The organism is Citrobacter sp. Cpo091 (genome assembly GCF_030332645.1).
In the GTDB taxonomy this organism is placed as follows: Bacteria; Pseudomonadota; Gammaproteobacteria; order Enterobacterales; family Enterobacteriaceae; genus Citrobacter; species Citrobacter portucalensis.
Window position 1 is genome coordinate 345,252 of record NZ_JAOWHL010000034.1, and the last position, 19,555, is coordinate 364,806.

Annotated in this window: 18 protein-coding genes and 1 pseudogene; 12 read left to right on the forward strand and 7 right to left on the reverse strand. The window is 52.4% G+C overall.

Annotation, left to right across the window (positions count from 1 at the left end; translation table 11 throughout):
* The gene (locus OGY04_RS12320) at window positions 1–1,089 is read left to right on the forward strand and encodes an ABC transporter permease (protein ID WP_032942645.1); all 1,089 of its coding nucleotides are present in this window, start codon (window positions 1–3) and stop codon (window positions 1,087–1,089) included.
* A gap of 97 nt (window positions 1,090–1,186) precedes the next feature.
* On the opposite strand, the gene OGY04_RS12325 is transcribed toward OGY04_RS12320, so the two are convergent.
* Window positions 1,187–2,533, reverse strand: coding sequence for a glycoside-pentoside-hexuronide (GPH):cation symporter (locus OGY04_RS12325; protein ID WP_286585339.1), 1,347 nt, complete (start codon window positions 2,531–2,533; stop codon window positions 1,187–1,189).
* 404 nt (window positions 2,534–2,937) lie between these two features.
* Here OGY04_RS12325 and OGY04_RS12330 point away from each other — a divergent pair, with 404 nt between their 5' ends.
* Window positions 2,938–4,410: an apiosidase-like domain-containing protein gene (locus OGY04_RS12330; RefSeq protein ID WP_286585340.1), complete on the forward strand. Its 1,473-nt coding sequence runs from the start codon at window positions 2,938–2,940 to the stop codon at window positions 4,408–4,410.
* 49 nt (window positions 4,411–4,459) lie between these two features.
* Here the strand turns inward: OGY04_RS12330 and OGY04_RS12335 are convergent, their stop codons facing one another.
* Complete coding sequence (locus OGY04_RS12335; protein ID WP_286585341.1) at window positions 4,460–5,410, reverse strand: sugar-binding transcriptional regulator; 951 nt, start codon at window positions 5,408–5,410, stop codon at window positions 4,460–4,462.
* Between the two features lie 316 nt (window positions 5,411–5,726).
* Here OGY04_RS12335 and OGY04_RS12340 point away from each other — a divergent pair, with 316 nt between their 5' ends.
* From OGY04_RS12340 to OGY04_RS12355, 4 genes are read left to right on the forward strand one after another with little or no spacing between them, the layout of a single operon-like run.
* Window positions 5,727–6,557: a transketolase gene (locus OGY04_RS12340; protein ID WP_286585342.1), complete on the forward strand. Its 831-nt coding sequence runs from the start codon at window positions 5,727–5,729 to the stop codon at window positions 6,555–6,557.
* Window positions 6,550–7,506: a transketolase family protein gene (locus tag OGY04_RS12345; protein WP_103015065.1), complete on the forward strand. Its 957-nt coding sequence runs from the start codon at window positions 6,550–6,552 to the stop codon at window positions 7,504–7,506. Before OGY04_RS12340 ends, OGY04_RS12345 begins: the two co-directional genes overlap by 8 nt.
* A 26-nt stretch (window positions 7,507–7,532) precedes the next feature.
* Complete coding sequence (locus OGY04_RS12350) at window positions 7,533–8,951, forward strand: L-fucose/L-arabinose isomerase family protein (RefSeq protein ID WP_032942637.1); 1,419 nt, start codon at window positions 7,533–7,535, stop codon at window positions 8,949–8,951.
* Between the two features lie 32 nt (window positions 8,952–8,983).
* On the forward strand, window positions 8,984–10,492 hold the full coding sequence (locus tag OGY04_RS12355) for an FGGY family carbohydrate kinase (RefSeq protein WP_286585343.1): 1,509 nt from the start codon (window positions 8,984–8,986) through the stop codon (window positions 10,490–10,492).
* 51 nt (window positions 10,493–10,543) lie between these two features.
* On the opposite strand, the gene OGY04_RS12360 is transcribed toward OGY04_RS12355, so the two are convergent.
* Together OGY04_RS12360 and OGY04_RS12365 are read right to left on the reverse strand one after the other, a co-directional pair.
* Complete coding sequence (locus OGY04_RS12360) at window positions 10,544–11,560, reverse strand: alpha/beta hydrolase (protein WP_353655330.1); 1,017 nt, start codon at window positions 11,558–11,560, stop codon at window positions 10,544–10,546.
* Window positions 11,552–12,241: pseudogene (locus tag OGY04_RS12365) on the reverse strand (GNAT family N-acetyltransferase); the annotation flags it as partial. The pseudogene OGY04_RS12365 and the gene OGY04_RS12360, both read right to left, overlap by 9 nt.
* Before the next feature lie 142 nt (window positions 12,242–12,383).
* Between OGY04_RS12365 and OGY04_RS12370 the strand changes: the two are divergent.
* Both OGY04_RS12370 and OGY04_RS12375 read left to right on the forward strand, forming a co-directional pair.
* A complete protein-coding gene (locus tag OGY04_RS12370; RefSeq protein WP_234102647.1) occupies window positions 12,384–13,502 on the forward strand; it encodes a YbdK family carboxylate-amine ligase in 1,119 nt (372 codons plus the stop codon).
* A 67-nt stretch (window positions 13,503–13,569) separates the two neighbouring features.
* On the forward strand, window positions 13,570–13,818 hold the full coding sequence (locus tag OGY04_RS12375) for a DUF1158 domain-containing protein (protein ID WP_008784044.1): 249 nt from the start codon (window positions 13,570–13,572) through the stop codon (window positions 13,816–13,818).
* 21 nt (window positions 13,819–13,839) lie between these two features.
* Here the strand turns inward: OGY04_RS12375 and OGY04_RS12380 are convergent, their stop codons facing one another.
* Both OGY04_RS12380 and OGY04_RS12385 read right to left on the reverse strand, forming a co-directional pair.
* Window positions 13,840–14,181 (reverse strand): RamA family antibiotic efflux transcriptional regulator, encoded by a 342-nt coding sequence (locus OGY04_RS12380; RefSeq protein WP_003021996.1) that lies wholly within the window; start codon window positions 14,179–14,181, stop codon window positions 13,840–13,842.
* Window positions 14,182–14,198: 17 nt separating this feature from the next.
* On the reverse strand, window positions 14,199–15,311 hold the full coding sequence (locus tag OGY04_RS12385; protein WP_008784042.1) for an MBL fold metallo-hydrolase: 1,113 nt from the start codon (window positions 15,309–15,311) through the stop codon (window positions 14,199–14,201).
* Between the two features lie 190 nt (window positions 15,312–15,501).
* Between OGY04_RS12385 and OGY04_RS12390 the strand changes: the two genes are divergently transcribed.
* The 4 genes from OGY04_RS12390 (at window position 15,502) to OGY04_RS12405 (ending at window position 18,534) form a co-directional block, all read left to right on the forward strand.
* A complete protein-coding gene (locus OGY04_RS12390) occupies window positions 15,502–16,083 on the forward strand; it encodes a TetR/AcrR family transcriptional regulator (protein ID WP_071445801.1) in 582 nt (193 codons plus the stop codon).
* The gene (locus OGY04_RS12395; RefSeq protein ID WP_008784040.1) at window positions 16,083–16,451 is read left to right on the forward strand and encodes an MmcQ/YjbR family DNA-binding protein; all 369 of its coding nucleotides are present in this window, start codon (window positions 16,083–16,085) and stop codon (window positions 16,449–16,451) included. Before OGY04_RS12390 ends, OGY04_RS12395 begins: the two co-directional genes overlap by 1 nt.
* A gap of 119 nt (window positions 16,452–16,570) precedes the next feature.
* Entirely contained in the window at window positions 16,571–17,224 is a 654-nt protein-coding gene (gene nfsB, locus OGY04_RS12400; protein WP_003831162.1) for an oxygen-insensitive NAD(P)H nitroreductase, read from the forward strand.
* A gap of 65 nt (window positions 17,225–17,289) precedes the next feature.
* Complete coding sequence (locus tag OGY04_RS12405) at window positions 17,290–18,534, forward strand: mechanosensitive ion channel family protein (RefSeq protein ID WP_057066482.1); 1,245 nt, start codon at window positions 17,290–17,292, stop codon at window positions 18,532–18,534.
* 3 nt (window positions 18,535–18,537) lie between these two features.
* Here the strand turns inward: OGY04_RS12405 and OGY04_RS12410 are convergent, their stop codons facing one another.
* Window positions 18,538–19,518, reverse strand: coding sequence for a LacI family DNA-binding transcriptional regulator (locus OGY04_RS12410; RefSeq protein ID WP_057066483.1), 981 nt, complete (start codon window positions 19,516–19,518; stop codon window positions 18,538–18,540).
* Window positions 19,519–19,555 lie beyond the last annotated feature (37 nt).

A 19,555-nucleotide genomic window follows, 5' to 3' on the forward strand; every position in this document is an offset into this window, starting at 1 on the left:
ATGAAAACACTACAATCTGCCGTCGTCGCACCGCGAGCCGGTGTCACCTTCTCGCGGGAAAATATCCTGCTGCTGATCCTGAAATTACGTACCTTTATTGCGCTGTTTCTGATCGTCGGATTTTTTGCCTTCACCGTCCCCGGTTTCCTCTCTGGCGGCAGCATGGTCATTATGATCAAGCACATCGCCATTAACGCGTTTCTGGCGCTGGGAATCACCTTCGTCATTATTACTGCCGGCATTGATCTCTCGATTGGCGCTACGCTTGGGCTGTGCGGCATGATTGCCGGATGGCTGATCACCAAAGGCATTGTATTGCCCATGTTTGGCATCGCTATCTTCCCCAGCGTCTGGGTGATTGTACCTGTCGTACTGCTGATTGGCGGATTGATTGGCGCAGCAAATGGCTGGATTATTACGCGCTATAACGTCGCACCTTTTATTTGTACGCTGGGCACCATGTACGTATTGCGCGGCGCGGCGATGCTGACCTCTGACGGACAAACATTCCCTGGGCTTTCCGGCAATCCACAGTTGGGTAACACCGGTTTTGATGAAATTGGCGCGGGAACTCTGTTTGGTATTCCGTGGGCCATCTGGATGATGATTGTGCTGGCGCTGATTATTGCCTACGTTGCCCGCCGTCTGCCCTTTGGCCGTCACGTGTACGCCATCGGCGATAACGAACGCGCTGCTGAACTGTCCGGGGTAAAAGTGAGGCAGGTAAAAATCTGGGTGTACACCCTGTCCGGACTATGCGCTGCAATTGCCGGAATAGTTGTTTCAGCACAACTTTCCGCTAGTCATCCGGCCAACGGTACAGCATTTGAGATGAACGCCATTGCCGCCGTTGTACTTGGTGGTACGTCGCTGGCCGGTGGTCGAGGCACCATCTTAGGCACGTTGATTGGCGCTTTCGTTATCGGTTTTCTGGCCGATGGTCTGGTGATGATGGGCGTCAGCGAATTCTGGCAAATGGTGATTAAGGGCATCGTGATTATTGTCGCGGTCATTATCGACCAGATGCAAAACCGGATGCAGCAAAAAGCCGCAGTGGTTGCGCAAAAGGCGGCGATGGAAAGTCAGTAGCCCTGAAATTACGCCTGATGGCGCTGCGCTTATCAGGCCTACGTCGTGTATGACATATGGGCCTGATAATGCGCCGCCATCCGGCAGTGGGGAAATTTTATTTCATGACGGCTTCAGCCTGCCCTGCCGAAACCTTATCATCCAGTTTAAACATCATCAGCAACCCCAAACTAATGGCATGGAAAATGGCAGGGATCCCGGCAATTAAGAACATAATCGCCGTCATCGTTTCCGATGACACCGCCTCACCCGCTTTGTAACCGCTAAGGGAGAGCACTAGCCCAACCATCCCACCCGCCAGTGCCAGACCAACCTTCATCGAAAAGAGCGTACCGGCAGCGACAGCCCCAGACATTCTGACGCCGGATTTGTCTTCACAATAGTCGGCACAATCAGAAGGCAGCGCCCATGCAGTAATCGAGCCAAGTTCAGCCATCAATACCGACAGCACCAGTAGAACACATGCCAGTGAGATTTGTTCAGGGTTAACGAAATAGAGACATAATGCCGCCACGCCACCGCCCAGTTGCGCCACCTTCAGCGTACCTAATTTCGAGAGTTTGTTGTGCTTAATCAGTTGAATAGCAATCATCGGCGCAATGATCCCCGCAATCGCTGTGGCCGAAAGCAGACCAGAAACAAAGCCATCCCCACGATTCAGGAAATACTTCACAAAATAAATAGTCACACTGCCTTTAATTACAAAAGCAATGGAGCTGGTAATTTTGAACAGATAGAAAACAACCACCGGTTTCGCTTTCAGCATAATTCCCAGTTGTTTGGTAAACGGGACTTTATCCGTCTCCACGCTAACCTGATATCGCTCCTTTGTTCCCCAGAAACAGAGCAGCATAAACGCCGTGGCCAGCACGGCAATAAAGCTCATCGCCATCATGTAGGCGCGTGCTTCATCGGTTTTTCCATACCAGGCGACGAAAATCGGCACTACCATTGAGCAGATAAGAAAGGCCATTTTAGCCAGTGGGAAACGCCAGGAGTTGGCGCTTAAACGATCCATGGGATCGGCGGTGAGTGTCGTCAACAACGCCACATACGGTACCACCGTGGAGGCATACATCAGGATCAGAAATAGATAGGTAATCACTGCATAGACTAGCTTTCCAGTGGGTGAAAAGTCCGGCGCCAGAAAGACTAAAAAACAGGAAATACCGTAAGGGATCGCCAACCAGAGCAAAAAAGGACGATACGAGCCGTGCTTTGTCCGCGTGCGATCGGAGATATTACCGATAAATGGATCATAGAAGGCATCAACCAGACGGGCAACAATAAACAATATCCCCATCGCCGCTGCCGAAATCCCTAAAACATCGGTATAAAAATAGGGCAAAAACATCATCGTCATCCCAAGAAAAATGTTCGCTGACGAATCACCTAACCCATAACAGATCTTCTCTTTGATACTCAATTTATGCTGTTGCTTCATGAGAAACCCTCTTTATGAATATATATTCATTATCGAATTACTATTCACACAAAGGTTAAGCCCACGAATTTAGCGCTGGCAAGTGGTTAGTCGTGACATTGTTACCAGTATCACAATTAACCTCATTCTTTTGCTCCTAACCGCGCCGCCATCTAGTGGCGAAATGTCATCTTATTAATAAACAAGACGTTTATGCTGGCTGGCCGTTTCTCTCGTCATTCAGATAACGCTTACTCCTTTCAGTCTCACAGTAAAAATCTCACAGTAATCAGCAGAAATGGCGGCGTTTTTGTGATCGCATGCTCATTTTTTCGCCTTGACAGTGGAATGTTAACGGTAACCTCCTTTACTCTCATCGTGAATATAAAATCACAATGGAATATATATTCCAAAGGAGAGGTGCTATGAGCGAACAAAGTATTGCCCTGTGGGGGCGGTTTGAGTATCAGGTCACGGACGTTGACGATCCTCGCCATTTTACCGACACCGAGCTATCAGCCACCTTTACCTGCGGCGAAGAATCCCGCACGGTTTGGGGCTTTTACAACGGTAACGGTCAGTTCATACTGCGCTTTATGCCGGATATCCCCGGCGTCTGGCACTATCGCATCAGCTCAAATATTCCTTCGCAGTCCCCTGTCGAAGGAACGTTTACCTGCGTCCCTGAAACACAGTTAACCGGCCCGGTACAGCGTGATGGCGACGGGCACTTCCGCTATGCCAATGGCAACGCGTTTTATCCTTTTGGCACCACGGCCTACGTCTGGAACTACCAACCGGACGATATACAGCAACAAACGCTGGCATCGCTGGCGGCGAGTCCGTTCAATAAAATCCGCATGTGCGTATTTCCTAAATACTATCGCTACAATCTGCAGGAACCGATGCGCTTCCCCTTTCCGGGTACCCTCGACCAGGGATTTGATTTTACCCGCTTCGATACCACCTTTTTTGCCCAGTTGGAGAGTCAAATACAAAAGCTGGATGAACTGAATATTGAGGTGGATTTGATCCTCTTTCATCCGTACGACCGCTGGGGATTTTCCGCCATGTCGCAGGAGACCGATCGCCGATATCTCCGCTACGTGGTGGCACGCCTCGCATCGTTTAAAAATATTTGGTGGTCGCTGGCCAATGAGTTCGACCTGCTGAAAGAAAAACCGATGTCTTTCTGGGATGCCGCCATAGCGCAAATCAAACGCGAGGATCCCTCTTCGCACATGATCTCCATTCATAACTGGCACAACCCGCCGATCCACTACCGCTCAAATGCGCACTGGTACGATCATCACAATCCCGCGCTCACCCACGCCAGCATCCAGCACCACGATATGCACTTTGTCCCGGAATGGCGGCAGACATTTGCCAAACCCATTGTCATTGACGAATGCTGCTATGAAGGCAATGTCGATCTCGGCTGGGGCAATATCACCGGAGAAAAAATGACTGCATTGTTCTGGCATGGCGTAATACTCGGCGGCTATGTCACTCACGGCGAAACATACCTGAATGAAGATGAGATTATTTGGTGGTCACATGGCGGCACGCTCAAAGGAACAAGCATCCCGCGCATCGCTTTTTTGCGCAACATCCTTGAGGAAGGACAAGCCAAACGCCTGACACCGCTCCCGTGGGGTAGCCACTGGGATACGTCGATGGGGATAAGCTGCGAGGGCAACTGGGGACTGTTCTATTTTGGCGATCATTGCCCTGCCTACAAGATGATGACTATGTTGCCGGAGAATACGACGTGGAAGGTCGATATCATTGATACCTGGGCCATGACGATCACGCCGGTTGCGGGGGTTATCCAACACGGTGACAAGCTGGATCTACCGGCTAAGCCATGGATTGCTCTACGCTTAATAAAACTCTGATAACTACAGCCAGCCCCAGGGGCTGGCGATAACTTGACTCACCGCGGCGTCACCCTTTGACCAGATTGCGCGCTGTCGGGTAGTCGGTGATCAGTACGTCGATATAATTCCCCTGCAGCGCGCCACGGATCGCATTCTGTTTTTCTACCCCGCCCGCCAACGCTATCACATGGTTGCAGTCGCGGATCTGCGCCAGCTCCATGCCGATAACCGGGTCTTCCTCATGGCTGAGTACCGGATTGCCCGCCGCGTCGTAATAATGCAGACAGATATCCCCGACCGCGCCGCGTTCGGCCAGCAGTCGCAGCATCTCTTCGTTGTAATAGTTTCCTGAATTTTTCAGCAATTGAGAAGGTTCCAGCTCCCCGATGCCGACAATCGCCACTTCCACTTCAGCAAATTTTTCGACGACCACCGCCACATCCGGGCTGTTAACCAGCCGAGAACGTTCTTCCACCGAATGCTCAATACTTTGCGAAGGCAACAGCCAGGCCGGGCAGCCGAGGTGTGCCGCCAGCTGTTGCGTCAGAATCGTGGCCTGCACGTTGCCGTTTGGCCCCACGCCGCCCAGTAATTGGATCACGCCTGCCGCCCGGATATTTTGCGGGTGCATTTCATCAACCATGCAGCGAATGGTGCTACTCCAGGAGGAAATACCGACCAGGTCTTCGGCACGCAGACGAGTTTCAACGTAATGTGCCGCCGCGCTGCCAATGGCATGCTTAATTTGCGTACTACTGGGGTTGTCGCCAACATCCACGACAATCGCCTGGCGAAGACCAAACCGCTCTTCAATGGCTTTTTCCAGCTCGACAAAGATATTAGTCGGCTGTACAACGGTGATTTTCACCAGCCCTTCTTTCTGACAACGCGTCAAGGCACGGGAGACAAAGGACTGCGACAAATGCAGCAGCGTGGCGATTTCAGACTGTTTTTTATTTTCGGCGTAGTAAAGTGTGGCAATCTTAACCAGCAACCGCTGTTCATCCTGCTTTGACATAACATTCCCCCTGGTAAACTGCCTGTTATTTTTATTCATACCTGAATAGATAACAAGTCATCTGCGCCTTTCCGGTTATCGCGTTAGTGTGATCCTTTTCTCTTTTCGCCAAAAATTGCTGCTACAAGGCGTAGACAAACCCTCAGACAAGGCATATCTTTAATCATGAATAATAAATCAGTAGTGAATATTTATTCTAACCGATAACGACCAACTGTTTTAGCTGCATATTACGCAGTGGATAGCGAGACAGTTGCACTACTGCACCCACATGGAATATTTATTCACTAAGGATTAAACATTCAAGAGGTGTCTTATGAATCCGTTTTCGCTCTCAATACCAGAGCTAGTCAAGAAAGCACGTGCGGTACGTCGTCGCATTATCGTGTTGAATGCAGAAAGCCCGGCGGGGGGACATACCGGCGCTGACCTGTCGCAGGTCGAACTGCTGACAGCACTCTATTTTCGCATCCTGAATTGCTCACCAGAGCTTATAGCAAGCGATGAGCGCGACATCTACATCCAGTCGAAAGGTCATGCAGTGGGCGGTTACTACTGCGTGCTGGCTGAGGCTGGTTTTATTCCCGTGGACTGGCTGGCGACCTATCAGCACGCCGATTCACACCTGCCGGGTCATCCGGTGAAACACAAAACGCCTGGGATCGAACTGAATACCGGAGCGCTCGGTCACGGTCTGCCGGTCGCCGTGGGCATTGCGCTGGCAGCTAAACGTAACAACAGCAAGCGCCGGGTGTTTGTCGTTACCGGTGATGGTGAACTGGCAGAAGGAAGCAACTGGGAAGCCGCACTGGTCGCCGCCCACTACAAGCTGGATAACCTGATTATCATCAACGACAAAAATAACCTCCAACTTGCCGGCGCAACCAAAGAGATCATGAACACCGATCCACTGAATGAGAAATGGCGCGCCTTCGGTATGCAGGTCACAGAGTGCCGCGGCAATGATATGAGTGATGTGGTGCGCACGCTGGAAGGGTTAACCCCGGAAGGTAAACCGCACGTCGTCATTGCCCACACCACCAAAGGGGCCGGGATCTCCTTTATTCAAGGCCGCCCGGAATGGCACCACCGCGTGCCAAAAGGGGAAGAAGTTGAACTGGCGCTGGAGGAACTGAAAGATGCGTAATAGTGAACACCTCGCCACCGTGATGGTGAATACCTTAATTGCCGCAGTCGAGCGCGGAATGGACGTTGTACCCGTCGTTGCTGACTCCACATCTACGGCGAAAATCGCCCCGTTTATGAAGGAATTTCCCGGTCGTCTGGTCAACGTGGGTATCGCCGAACAGACGCTGGTTGGCGCCGCCGCCGGCCTGGCGCTGGGGGGCAAAATCGCCGTCACCTGTAATGCCGCTCCGTTCCTTATTTCGCGGGCTAATGAGCAAATCAAAGTCGACATTTGCTACAACAACACCAACGTGAAGCTGATCGGCCTGAACGCGGGCGCCAGCTACGGCCCCCTCGCCAGCACACATCACAGTATTGATGACATTTCCGTTCTGCGCGGTTTTGGCAATATTGAAATTTACGCCCCGTCCTGCCCAGTGGAATGCCGGCAGATTATCGACTATGCCTTAAGCCACGTCGGCCCGGTTTATGTTCGCCTCGACGGAAAAGCCTTACCGGAACTACACGACGAAAATTACCAGTTCACTCCGGGTAATATCGATATTCTGCGGAAAGGAAAAGATGTCGCTCTGGTCGCGATGGGCTCAACCGTCCATGAAATTGTCGAGGCTGCCACAGTGCTGGAACAGGCGGGTATTGATGCAAGCGTAATCAGTGTACCGTCAATTCGTCCCTGCAATACCCAACAACTGTTGGCGGCATTAGCCCACTGCAAGGCCGTGGTCAGTGTGGAAGAGCATAACATTAATGGCGGCGTGGGAAGCCTGGTGGCCGAGGTACTGGCAGAAGCTGGCTGTGCCATTCCGCTGCGCCGACTCGGCATTGGCGATGGTCAATATGCTATCGCGGCCGATCGCGCGGCAACACGTGCCCGCCACGAAATTGACGCCGCTGGCGTCGTGAAAAACGCCGCCGCGCTGTTGCAGCGCCACACGATAAAACAATAACAACAGAACACTTACTGGAGAAAGCGATGTCACGAATTCCTCAACAGTTGACCATGGCGGTGATTATTGGCAATCGGGGATTTTTCCCAAGCTATCTGGTTGCTGAAGCCCGCGAACAAGCCAGCGTGCTCTTTGCGCGACTGGGTATTAAAACCATTATGCTCGACGATACGCAAACGGAACTCGGCGGGGTAGAAACCCGCCAGGATGCGAAAGTGTGCGCCGAACTTTTCCGCGCTCACCGCGACGACATTCACGGCGTGGTAGTGCTGTTGCCGAACTTTGGCGATGAAAAAGCAATAGCGGAAACGCTGCGCCTGTCTGGCCTGAATGTCCCGGTACTGGTTCAGGCGCAGGAAGATAACCTTGATAAAATGGGGCTTGCCACCCGCCGTGACAGCTTCTGTGGAAAAATCTCCCTGTGCAATAACCTGCGTCAGTACGGCATTCCATTTACGCTCACCACCCAGCATGTCTGCGATCTGGCCGGTGAGGTTTTTGCTCAGGATCTGAAACGTTTCGAACAGATTTGCCGTGTTGTCAGCAGTATGCGTGGCGTACGCGTCGGCGCTATCGGTGCTCGCCCGGCTGGATTCAATACCGTTCGCTACAGCGAAAAATTACTCGAAAGACTGGGTATCGCCGTTGAAACGCTGGATCTGTCTGAAGTCTTTACCCGCATCAAATGTCTGCGCGATGACGATATCCGTGTGGATGAAAAACGTCGTCTGCTGCTGGATAACGCCGATGCCAGCGCCATTCCCGCCGACAAACTCGTCACAATGGCAAAACTGTTTGTCGTCATCAGCGAATGGGTCATCGCTAACGATATAGATACCACTGCGATCCAGTGCTGGACTTCGCTGCAGGAAAATTTAGGCATCAACGTATGCTCAATCATGAGCGTGATGTCCGGGCAGTTAATGCCCAGCGCATGCGAAGTGGATGTGATGGGCGCGCTGTCAATGTACGCCCTCGCCAGCAGTAATTTAAGCCCGGCTTCCATTGCCGACTGGAATAACAATTTCGGCGACGATCGTGATAAATGTGTGCTTTTTCACTGCGGAAACTTTGCATCAGCCAGTCTGGAGAGCCCCAAAATGGGTACAGCGGACATCATCGGTACCACCGTTGGGAAAGAGAACACCTGCGGTGCAGTACATGGACGCATGAAAAGCGGCACACTGACCTATTTCCGCCTGAGCACCGACGATTTAACCGGTGAAATCAAAGCGTACGTCGGAGAAGGCCAATCGGTAGACGATCCGCTGGATACGGTTGGCTGTCGTGCAGTAATCCAGGTGCCGCATCTGGAGAATTTACTGGCGTGGATCTGTCGTAACGGTTTTGAACATCACGTGGCAATGAACCATTCCGCCAGCGCCGAGGTGCTGCATGAAGCCTTCACCCGCTATCTCGGGGTGGATACGTTGTTCCATCGCTAATACTCAGGGAAACAGAGAGGCTGGAGAAAACGATGTCAGCAACGAAAGACATTATTATTGCGCTTGATGAAGGCACCACCAATGCCAAAGCCGTTGCGCTGGACGGTCGGGGAAATGTGGTCGCGAAGTTCTCCCGCGCGCTGGCGATCCACACGCCTCGCGAAGGCTGGGTTGAACAGTCCGGCGACGCGCTGCTGGAGGCCTCTCTGGCTGTAATGGCGCAAGCAGTTACCGCCGTAGGTACGCAGCGGGTGGCGGCGCTGGCGATCAGTAATCAGCGAGAAACGGCAATCGGCTGGTATCGCGCAAGCGGGCGTCCGCTCGGCCCCGCCATTACCTGGCAATGCTCGCGCACGGCTGACTTTTGCCGGGCGTTGCGCGAGCAAGGTCATGAGGCGAAAATAAAATCCATCACCGGATTGCCCGTCGCCCCGCTCTTTTCCGCCTCTAAAATGCGATGGCTTCTGGAGTCCGTCCCCAACGGCATGGCGCTCGCGCAGCAAGGCGAAATTTGCCTCGGCACTATCGATAGCTGGTTACTGTGGAATCTTACCGGCGGTGCGGCGTTTCGTTGTGACGCCTCCAACGCTTCGCGCACGCAGTTGCTCAATCTACATAGCGGCCAATGGGATAGCGAGATGCTGGCGCTGTTTGGTATCCCGCAACAGGCGCTGCCAGAAGTTTGCCCCTCCAGTCATCATTTTGGCGTGACGAAAGGTCTGGCGACCATCCCCGATGGGATCCCCATTCTGGCGATGATTGGCGATTCTCATGCCGCGCTCTTTGCCCACGGGCTAGGTGCTGAAGGTTGTGTTAAAGCGACCTATGGCACCGGCTCATCGGTGATGGCTCCGGTATCTTCAACGCAGTCTGCGGTGAATGCGCTGGCAACAACTATTGCCTGGCATGATGGCGATACCCGGGTCTATGGTCTGGAAGGCAATATTCCCCATACCGGCGATGCTGTGGCCTGGATGGCCGACAGTACCGGCTTAAGCGAACTGCCGGAGGAGCAACTGTTACATGAACTCAATACTCTGCCCGCCACGGTCGACTCGACGCTGGGCGTCTATTTTGTTCCGGCACTTACCGGGCTGGGCGCACCCTGGTGGGATGAAAGCGCCCGGGGGTTAATTCATGGCCTCAGCCGCGGCGTGAAACGCGCGCATCTGGTGCGCGCCGCGCTGGAGTCTATTACCTATCAAATTGCCGATGTGGTGCAAGCGATGCACCAGCACAGCGGTTTCAGCCTCAGCGCGCTGATGGTTGATGGCGGGCCAACAAAAAATGATTGGCTGATGCAGTACCAGTCCGATCTGCTGGGTTGCCCGGTGATGCGCAGCGACATTCCCGAGCTTTCAGCCATTGGCGCCGGGCTGCTGGCACGCAAGGCGCTGCTCGGTACAGAAACCGCTCAGCTACGCCATTTTTTGCCCGACCACATATCATTTCAGCCAAACGTAGAGCGTCACGGTCGATTGCAAAAACGCTGGCACGAGTGGCAAAGCGCCGTTGAGCGTACGCGCTGGCAAACACCTTAGCGAGTCAGCAATCATGATAAATCCGCCCGCAGCCACGACTGAGTGCGGGCGCTAATCGCGAACAAAGTCGCCAATCGCCAGATAGGTGGCTTTTGCTTCCTGCGGGACTTTATCCTCCAGCATCAGATAAGCATGCGTCATCCCAGGAAAGTGAACATGCTGTACGGGTATCCCCTCAGCTTGCAGTCTGGCGACAAAAGCAAAATTCTCATCCCGTAAAGGATCCAACCCACCACTGAATACCAGAGTGGGTGGAAAATCCTGGCTCAACGGCAGGTAAAGCGGAGACGTCTGTTTACGATCTTCTTCATTGCGGAAATATTGCTGAAAATACCAGCGTATTTTGCTTTCATCCAGTAGCTTTCCGGTACCGTTCTCCTGCACCGACGGCCAGTTCAGCGTGTAGTCCAGGCTCGGATAAATCAGCACCAGGCGATGAATAAATCCTGGCTGCTCGCGGGAAAAGTAGGCCGCCAGCGTCGCGCTAAATGCGCCGCCACCGCTGTCGCCGATAAGCGTGAGTTGGCGAGTGTAAGGAATATGCTGACTGTCGAGCAGCGACCAGACGTTTTCTATTACGGCTTTAGCATCGGAAAGACCAGCCGGATACGGGTTTTCTGGCGCAAGTCGATAATCAACCGACACAACGATATTCCCTGTCGCCATCGCCAGATGACGGGCAACCGGGTCATACACTTCCACCGAACCGCTCAGATGCCCACCGCCATGGATAAACACCACCACCTTCGGCTCTCCGGTCAGTGCCGGTCGATAAATCCGTACCGGGATGCGACGCTCTCCGGTATCCACTTCCGTATTGATAATCGCCGCCATCGGTTCTGAGGTGGACACATTTGCTTTTGTCAGTGCTGCTAACCCTGCTCTTGAGCAGAGCGTGTCGTAGCAAAGGTTGGGATTGCGAGGTTGTGCTGTGAGTAAATCAGCCAGAAGCGCAGGCGGTGTTTGCGTCAGCGAGCCATGTTCCTGTTGCCAGCGCTGTTGATACCCTTGCTGTTGCGTCTGCACAGTCTCAACGTTGGCTGTCTCACAGGAAAAGCACTCTGCCATTGACTGGCGTTGCCGACCGTTTTCATCAAAGTTCTCCGTGGCCAACCAGCGCTGTAACACGGCGTCACACTGGGGCCATTCGCTATCAATCATTGATAACCAGTCGCTGTCGCGATTACGCCCCTTGCGCACAATCTTCTGGCGAAAGCGACCTTCGAAGATAAACCCAAGACGTTCCGCTGCCCGTCGAGAAGCGGTGTTCAGAGAATCGCATTTCCACTCCACGCGACGATAGCCCAGCGCAAATGCCTGGCGTAACAGCAGCCAGATGCTTTCGGTGCCGAGAACCGTATTTTTCATACGCGGTGACCAGGTCACATGACCAATTTCGACCGAACCGTGCTCCCCTTCAATCGCCATAAAGCACACCAGTCCGACAGCTCGTCCTGAACGCTGTTCAATGACGGCATAGGGAACCAGAGATGCATCAGTAACTTTCCCCTGCACCCAGCAAACTGCGGCCTCGACGCTTGTGGGGCGAGAGCTTGCAAGCCAGGTCCAGTCGCGATCGTCCGGCGCCTGCGCGTAGGCATCAAACAGATCGGCGGCATGGCTGTCGGCATCCAGGGGAACCAGTCGACAATATTGCCCTATCAGCGTTTCCCGTGGCAGTACGGCAGCGCCATTCCAGTCCGGCACGACATCGCCGACGGTCTGCCCATAAAGATTTATTTCCGGCACGATTCAACCCCAGTAGCGAAGTAAAAAATAGTTATAACACTGGCCATTACACCTTCAAAGCGTCGCAAGGGTGATTTTGACGACGAACAGAAAATCAGCAGTCCTTCTATACTGATTAAAAATCAACGCGGAAGAGAGCCTTATGCCACTACCTGATTTTCATGTTTCCGACCCTTTTACGTTAGGCATTGAACTGGAAATGCAGGTGGTCAATCCGCCAGGTTACGACCTGAGTCAGGATTCTTCCCGGCTGATTGACGCCGTAAAACCGCAGCTCACCGCCGGAGAAGTGAAGCACGATATCACCGAAAGTATGCTGGAGATGGCGACCGGAGTTTGCCGAAATATCGACCAGGCTGATGCTGAATTGTCCGCTATGCAGCAGATAATTATGCGAGTTGCTGCAGAGCATCACCTCGCCATTTGTGGCGGTGGCACACATCCATTTCAAAAATGGCAACGTCAGGAAGTCTGCGATGACGAACGCTATCGGCGCAACCTGGAAAATTTTGGCTATCTTATCCAGCAGGCGACGGTGTTTGGCCAGCATGTGCATATCGGCTGCGCAAACGGCGATGATGCCATTTACCTGCTACACGGCCTGTCGCGATTTGTTCCCCATTTTATTGCGCTCTCGGCCACCTCACCTTATATGCAGACGTCCGACACGCGGTTTGCCTGCGCGCGCCTGAATATTTTCTCCGGATTTCCCGATAATGGTCCGATGCCATGGGTGAATAACTGGCAGGAATTCGAGGGGCTATTCCGTCGACTGGCTTACACCAGCATGATTGATAGCATTAAAGATTTACACTGGGATATCCGCCCCAGCCCGCACTTTGGCACGGTAGAGGTTCGGGTAATGGATACGCCGCTGACCCTTGATCATGCGGTCAATATGGCAGGACTTATTCAGGCTACCGCCCACTGGTTACTCACCAAACGTCCATTCAAGCACCAGGAGCGTGATTACCTGTTGTATAAATTCAATCGTTTTCAGGCCTGTCGCTTTGGTATGGCGGGAATCGTCACCGACGTCAATACCGGCGACGGTTGCCGCCTGTCAGAAGAGACATTGCGACTCCTGGAGAATATCGCTACCTCTGCAGATAAAGTAGGCGCAACCAGCGCGATTGAAGCTATACATCTGCAGGTTAAAAATGGTCATGATGAAGCACAAAACATGCGTGACTTTGTCGCCGAAGGCGGGTCACTGAGTGGACTGGTGAAAAAACATTGTGAGATTTGGGCGGGGTTGTAAGCGTGGGTATTTGCGTTGCCCGCTGAGATCCCGGACAATAGCTTTTTAACTCAAGTTTAACAATGTCATGAAACACCCGCTTGAATCACTGATGACTGTCGCAGGGATCCTGCTACTGGCTTTTTTGTCTTGCCTGCTGCTACCCGCCCCCTCGCTTGGCCTGGTGCTGGCGCAAAAACTCGTCGCCATTTTTCATCTGATGGATCTCAATCAGTTTTATACTTTGCTGTTTTGCCTGTGGTTTTTACTGCTGGGCGTGATTGAATATTTGGTGCTGCGCTTCATCTGGCGGCGCTGGTTCTCGCTGGCGGATTAGGCCCGCGAGAACCCTCTGCTGTTAATGCGTTCGGCTATGATTTTCTTTGCGATAAGCTCCCGGCGGCTGGCTGAACGTACGGGTGAAAATACGCGTAAAGGTCTGCTGCGAATCGAATCCGTATTTCAAACAGATGTCGTACACTTTCTGGTCGGTATCGCGTAGATCGCGCGCCGCCAACAGCAGCTTGCGCTCGCGGATGTAACGCCCAAGACTTTCGCCTTTGTACTGCATAAAAAGACGCTGCAGGTGCCATTTGGAATATCCCGCATGGCGTGCAATATCATCAATGCGCAATGGTTGATTCAAATTATCATCAATCCATTCAACAATCGTATCAATTACCTGAGCAGAAATCGTCATCATGCTCTCCCCTGTATTCATTGAGTCACCTGTTGCCACCAGGCCGTAAACGGTTGGTCCGGTTCGGACAGTATTACCGGTTCACCCAGCATTGGCGTCAGCAGTCGGTAATCCTGATGACGGCTGGCAAGCGCCAGTCGTTTGTAAGGATCATCCCAGGTATGTTTCGCCAGAACGAAACGGCCGGCATGCCCTGGCAACACGGCTTTCGCATGCAGATCTGCCGCAGCCTGCGCCGTCTCTTCCGGCATCATGTGAATAAACTTCCAGTCCTGGTCATACTGACCGTTCTCCATAATCGCCAAATCGACAGAGCCAAACTGCTCACCGATGGCTTTAAAATGCGGTCCATAGCCGGAATCGCCGCTGTAATAAACGTTCTGCTCCGGCGTTTCGAACATGAAGCTCGCCCATAGCGTTTGGTTGCGTTTGATACCGCGCCCCGAGAAATGACGGGCGGGCAGCACATGAACGATCAGCGAATCCGTCACTCTGACGGACTGATTCCAGTCCCGTTCTTCGATTATCTCGCTGCGCATCCCCCAGTAACGCAGATGCGACCCGACGCCAAGCGGCGTAATCACCCGCTTAATTTTCGGCATTAGCGCCTTGATAGTGGCGAGATCCAGATGGTCATAGTGATCGTGCGAGATGATGAGCAGGTCTATCTCCGGCATCGTCTGTGCGGTCCACGGATAATCACCGGCAAAGGCCTTGTTCAGGAACGAGAACGGTGCGGCATAATTGCTGAAAACCGGATCAATCAGGATACGTTGACCCGCCAGCTGTAAATACCACGAAGAATGGCCCAGCCAGACCAGGGTATCCTGCTGCGGCGAAAGCCCGGCGAGATCGGTCGCGACCATAGGTAACGGTTGTGCTGGTCGTGCATTTTCACGCTTAGCGACCAGAAACTCCCACCAGGCCGCCAGCATGCCTTTGTTGCCGGTATAGCCCGGTGTCGGCACCTGGTTATGAAACTGTCCATCACGATAGTGCGGTGACTGTTCAACCTGACTCAGTTGTGCCCCTTGCGGCGCCTGACCAAACCCGGCATTGAGTACAAACGGTAAACTTGCAGCTGCAGCAATAAGCATAATAACAACCACACAAACTGTGAGACGCTTCATATCCTGACCTTAAACGCGCCCCCTTTCCGCTGGTTTGCGCGACTGACTCTTGATTATGAGTGAGTAAGCACTCATTATAGAAATCGAAAGTTCTCCGTCAAGATGATTTTCAATCTTTGACATTCGCCGTTGCGGCGCAGCAAACGCCGTGATTCAATCATGTTTTTTACAGACTTAAGGGTAAAGTGTAGTGGCTCGTCCGAAGAGTGAAGACAAAAAACTGGCATTACTGGAAGCTGCAACCACAGCATTTGCACAATCAGGTGTTGCGGCTTCGACCGCCGTGATAGCCCGTAATGCAGGGGTTGCGGAGGGAACGTTGTTTCGCTATTTCGCGACCAAAGATGATTTGATCAACGAGCTTTACCTCTTTTTGAAGCAAGACCTTTGTCAGTCGATGATGGCAAACCTGGATCGTTCAGTGACCGATGCCAAAACCATGACTCACTACATCTGGAACAGCTACATTAGCTGGGGCCTGAACCACACCTGCGGGCATCGCACGATTCGTCAGTTGGCCGTCAGCGAGAAAATAAGCAAGGAAACCGAACAACAGGCTGACGATATGTTCCCGGAACTGCGCGATCTTTGTCATCGTTCCGTACGACCCGAGTTTATGTCTGACGAATATCGCGCCTTTGGCGACGGGCTATTCCTTTCTCTGGCAGAAACCACCATGGAGTTCGCCGCCCGCGACGCTGCCCGCGCAAATGAATATATTTCGATGGGGTTTGAAGCCATGTGGCGCGCCCTGACCCGCGAGGAACAATAATGGACGGCCAGACCCTTCCTGCCTGTGCGAAACGCCTTGCGCTCGAACTACCTTTTACCGAACACTGCTGGCCTTTCGGCCCGGAATACGATGTCTTCAAGGTTGGCGGTAAAATTTTTATGCTGGTCACGGAGCTTCGCGGACGGCCACTTATTAACCTGAAATCCGATCCGCAAAAATCACTGTTAAACCAGCAGATCTACCCCAGCATTAAGCCCGGCTATCACATGAATAAAAAGCACTGGATCTCGGTCTATCCTGGTGACGATATTACCGAGTCATTACTGGCAGAGCTGGTGAATGATTCCTGGCACCGCGTCGTCGACGGCTTGCCGAAACGGGATCAAAAACGCCTGCGTCCAGGTTGATTTATCGCTAACCCCGATAAGTGTTTTTGCATTTTCCTGTCTTATCTTTTGCCTACTAACCCTGTACCCTGCTGAAACAAAACGCACCCGCAGGGTATGGAAAATCACCAGGAGTAGTTATGGATATTGTTTCTGTCGCCTTAAAACGTTACTCCACTAAGGCATTCGATCCGAATAAAAAACTGACCGCTGAGCAGGCCGAAAAATTAAAAACGCTGCTGCAGTTTAGCCCGTCCAGCACCAACTCTCAGCCATGGCACTTTATCGTCGCCAGCACTGACGAAGGTAAGGCGCGTGTGGCTAAATCCGCAGCCGGCGGCTTTGTATTCAACGAACGTAAAATGCTGGATGCTTCCCACGTTGTGGTGTTCTGCGCCAAAACGGCGATGGACGATGCGTGGCTGGAACGCGTGGTGGATCAAGAAGAAAGCGATGGTCGTTTCGCCACGCCTGAAGCGAAAGCCGCAAACCACAAAGGCCGCACCTTCTTTGCCGACATGCATCGCAAAGAACTGAAAGATGACAACCACTGGATGGCAAAACAGGTGTACCTGAACGTCGGTAACTTCCTGCTGGGCGTTGCGGCGATGGGCCTGGATGCTGTGCCGATCGAAGGCTTTGATTCAGCTGTCATGGATGCAGAATTTGGCCTGAAAGAAAAAGGTTTCACCAGCGTAGTGGTGGTTCCTGTGGGTCATCACAGCGTAGAAGATTTCAACGCCGCGCTGCCGAAATCTCGTCTGCCGTTGGAAACGACGCTGACGGAAGTCTAATCCTCCGCATTTGCATAAGCTCCGCGCAGCGGTCATCATAGACCGCTGTTTATTAAGGAGACGTTATGCAGGAATTGATATCTCAGGTAGAAGAACTCGGCATTGAAATAAATCACACCACCTCATTGGTGATGATTTTTGGCATTATTTTTATCACCGCCATTATTGTTCACGTTATTTTGCACTGGGTGGTATTACGCGCATTTGAAAAGCGTGCCAGCGCCAGCTCCCGCCTGTGGCTACAAATCATCACGCAGAACAAGTTATTTCACCGGCTGGCATTCACCCTGCAGGGTATCATTGTCAATATACAGGCCGCACTCTGGCTACAGAAAGGCAGCGAAGCCGCAGAAATATTAGTGACCTGCGCTCAGTTGTGGATCATGATGTACGCCCTGCTGTCCCTGTTTTCCCTGCTGGACGTTATTCTCAATCTGTCGCAAAAACTCCCTGCCGCATCGCAATTACCGCTAAAAGGCATATTCCAGGGCATCAAACTCATCAGCGCAATTCTCGTCGGAATATTGATGATTTCCCTGCTGATTGGTCAGTCACCGGCAATACTGATAAGCGGTCTGGGCGCCATGGCCGCCGTGTTAATGCTGGTGTTTAAAGACCCTATTCTCGGTCTGGTTGCCGGAATACAGCTCTCCGCCAACGATATGTTAAAGCTTGGCGACTGGCTGGAAATGCCGAAATATGGTGCAGATGGCGCGGTTATCGATATTGGCTTAACCACCGTGAAAGTGCGCAACTGGGATAACACCATCACCACTATCCCAACCTGGTCACTGGTCTCAGACTCTTTTAAAAACTGGAGTGGAATGTCGGCTTCCGGTGGGCGGAGAATAAAACGCAGCATCAGCATCGATGCCACCAGCATCCATTTTCTTGATGAGGATGAGCGCCAGCGTCTGCATAAAGCCCACCTGCTGAAACCGTATTTAACCGCACGTCACCAGGAAATTGACGAGTGGAATCAGCAGTTAGATGCGCCTGAATCGGTGTTGAATCACCGCCGGATGACCAATATTGGCACCTTCCGCGCTTATCTGAACGAGTATTTGCGTCATCATCCGCGTATTCGCAAAGATATGACGTTAATGGTGCGCCAGCTTGCGCCGGACGATCATGGTTTACCGATCGAAATTTATGCCTTTACCAATACGGTGGTCTGGCTTGAATATGAAAGTATTCAGGCTGATATCTTCGACCATATATTTGCCGTAGTCGAAGAGTTTGGCTTGCGCATTCATCAGTCGCCTACCGGAAACGATATTCGTGCGCTGTCTGGCGCGTTTCAGCGATAAAGCTCAGGTACTGGCGCGTGAAATATAGCGCCAGTCCATCATCACCCTTTCCGTCTGCGCGTCAGGATTTTCTATTTTATTCAGCAATAATCCTACCGCTTTGCGGCCTATATCCCGTGAGGGCTGCTCAATGGTCGAAAGCTGTGGAGAAACCATTTCTGCCAGTTCCGTACCGTCGAAACCAACAACGGCGATATCCTGCGGGATCTGTAATCCGGCATCGAAAATAGCGCGCATCGCACCAGCGGCTAGCGTGTCCGATACGGCAAACACCGCGTCGGGTTTCACCTCTGCGGCAAGTAGTATTTTCATCGCCGCAATTCCTGCACTGGAACTTAATTCACTGGCATATTCCACAGCCTGATATTCAAGCGACAGCGCATGCAGCGCCGCTTTATAGCCGCGTTCGCGCAAACGAGCATATTTATAACTCAGGTCATGATTGATTAAGGCAATTCGTCGGTAGCCCTTATCCACCAGGTGAGATATTACCGACTGTGCGGCGTCAACATCGTTAATCCCCACGCAGGAAACCGCGCCTTTGTCAGCATATTCCGCGCACTGAACCCAGGGCGCATCGCCAATCAGCGTAGTCAGTTCCGGTAATTTGGAGAATGCATCCATGGTGATAATGCCATCGACGATTTTCCCCGACAGGAGCTTCAACGCCGATTTTGATCGGGCTGTATCCGAGCCGGAATTACACAGCAAAATGCGATAGCCATTCTTCTCCGCCTCCTCTTCAATGCCTTTAACAACCTCTGCACAAAAAGGATTGGCGATGTTGGAAACCATCACCAGAATCATCGAACTACGTGCCGTACGCAGCTGACGCGCCAGCAGGTTGGGCTGATAATTGCTTTCTTTAATAGCCTGTAGCACGCGCTCACGATTTTTGGCTTTGACGGTATCACTGTGATTCAGCACACGCGATACCGTCGCCACCGACACACCGGCAAGCTGGGCGATTTTTTGAATAGACATAACGACGACACATCCTGCGGTTTACGCTTTGCGTTGA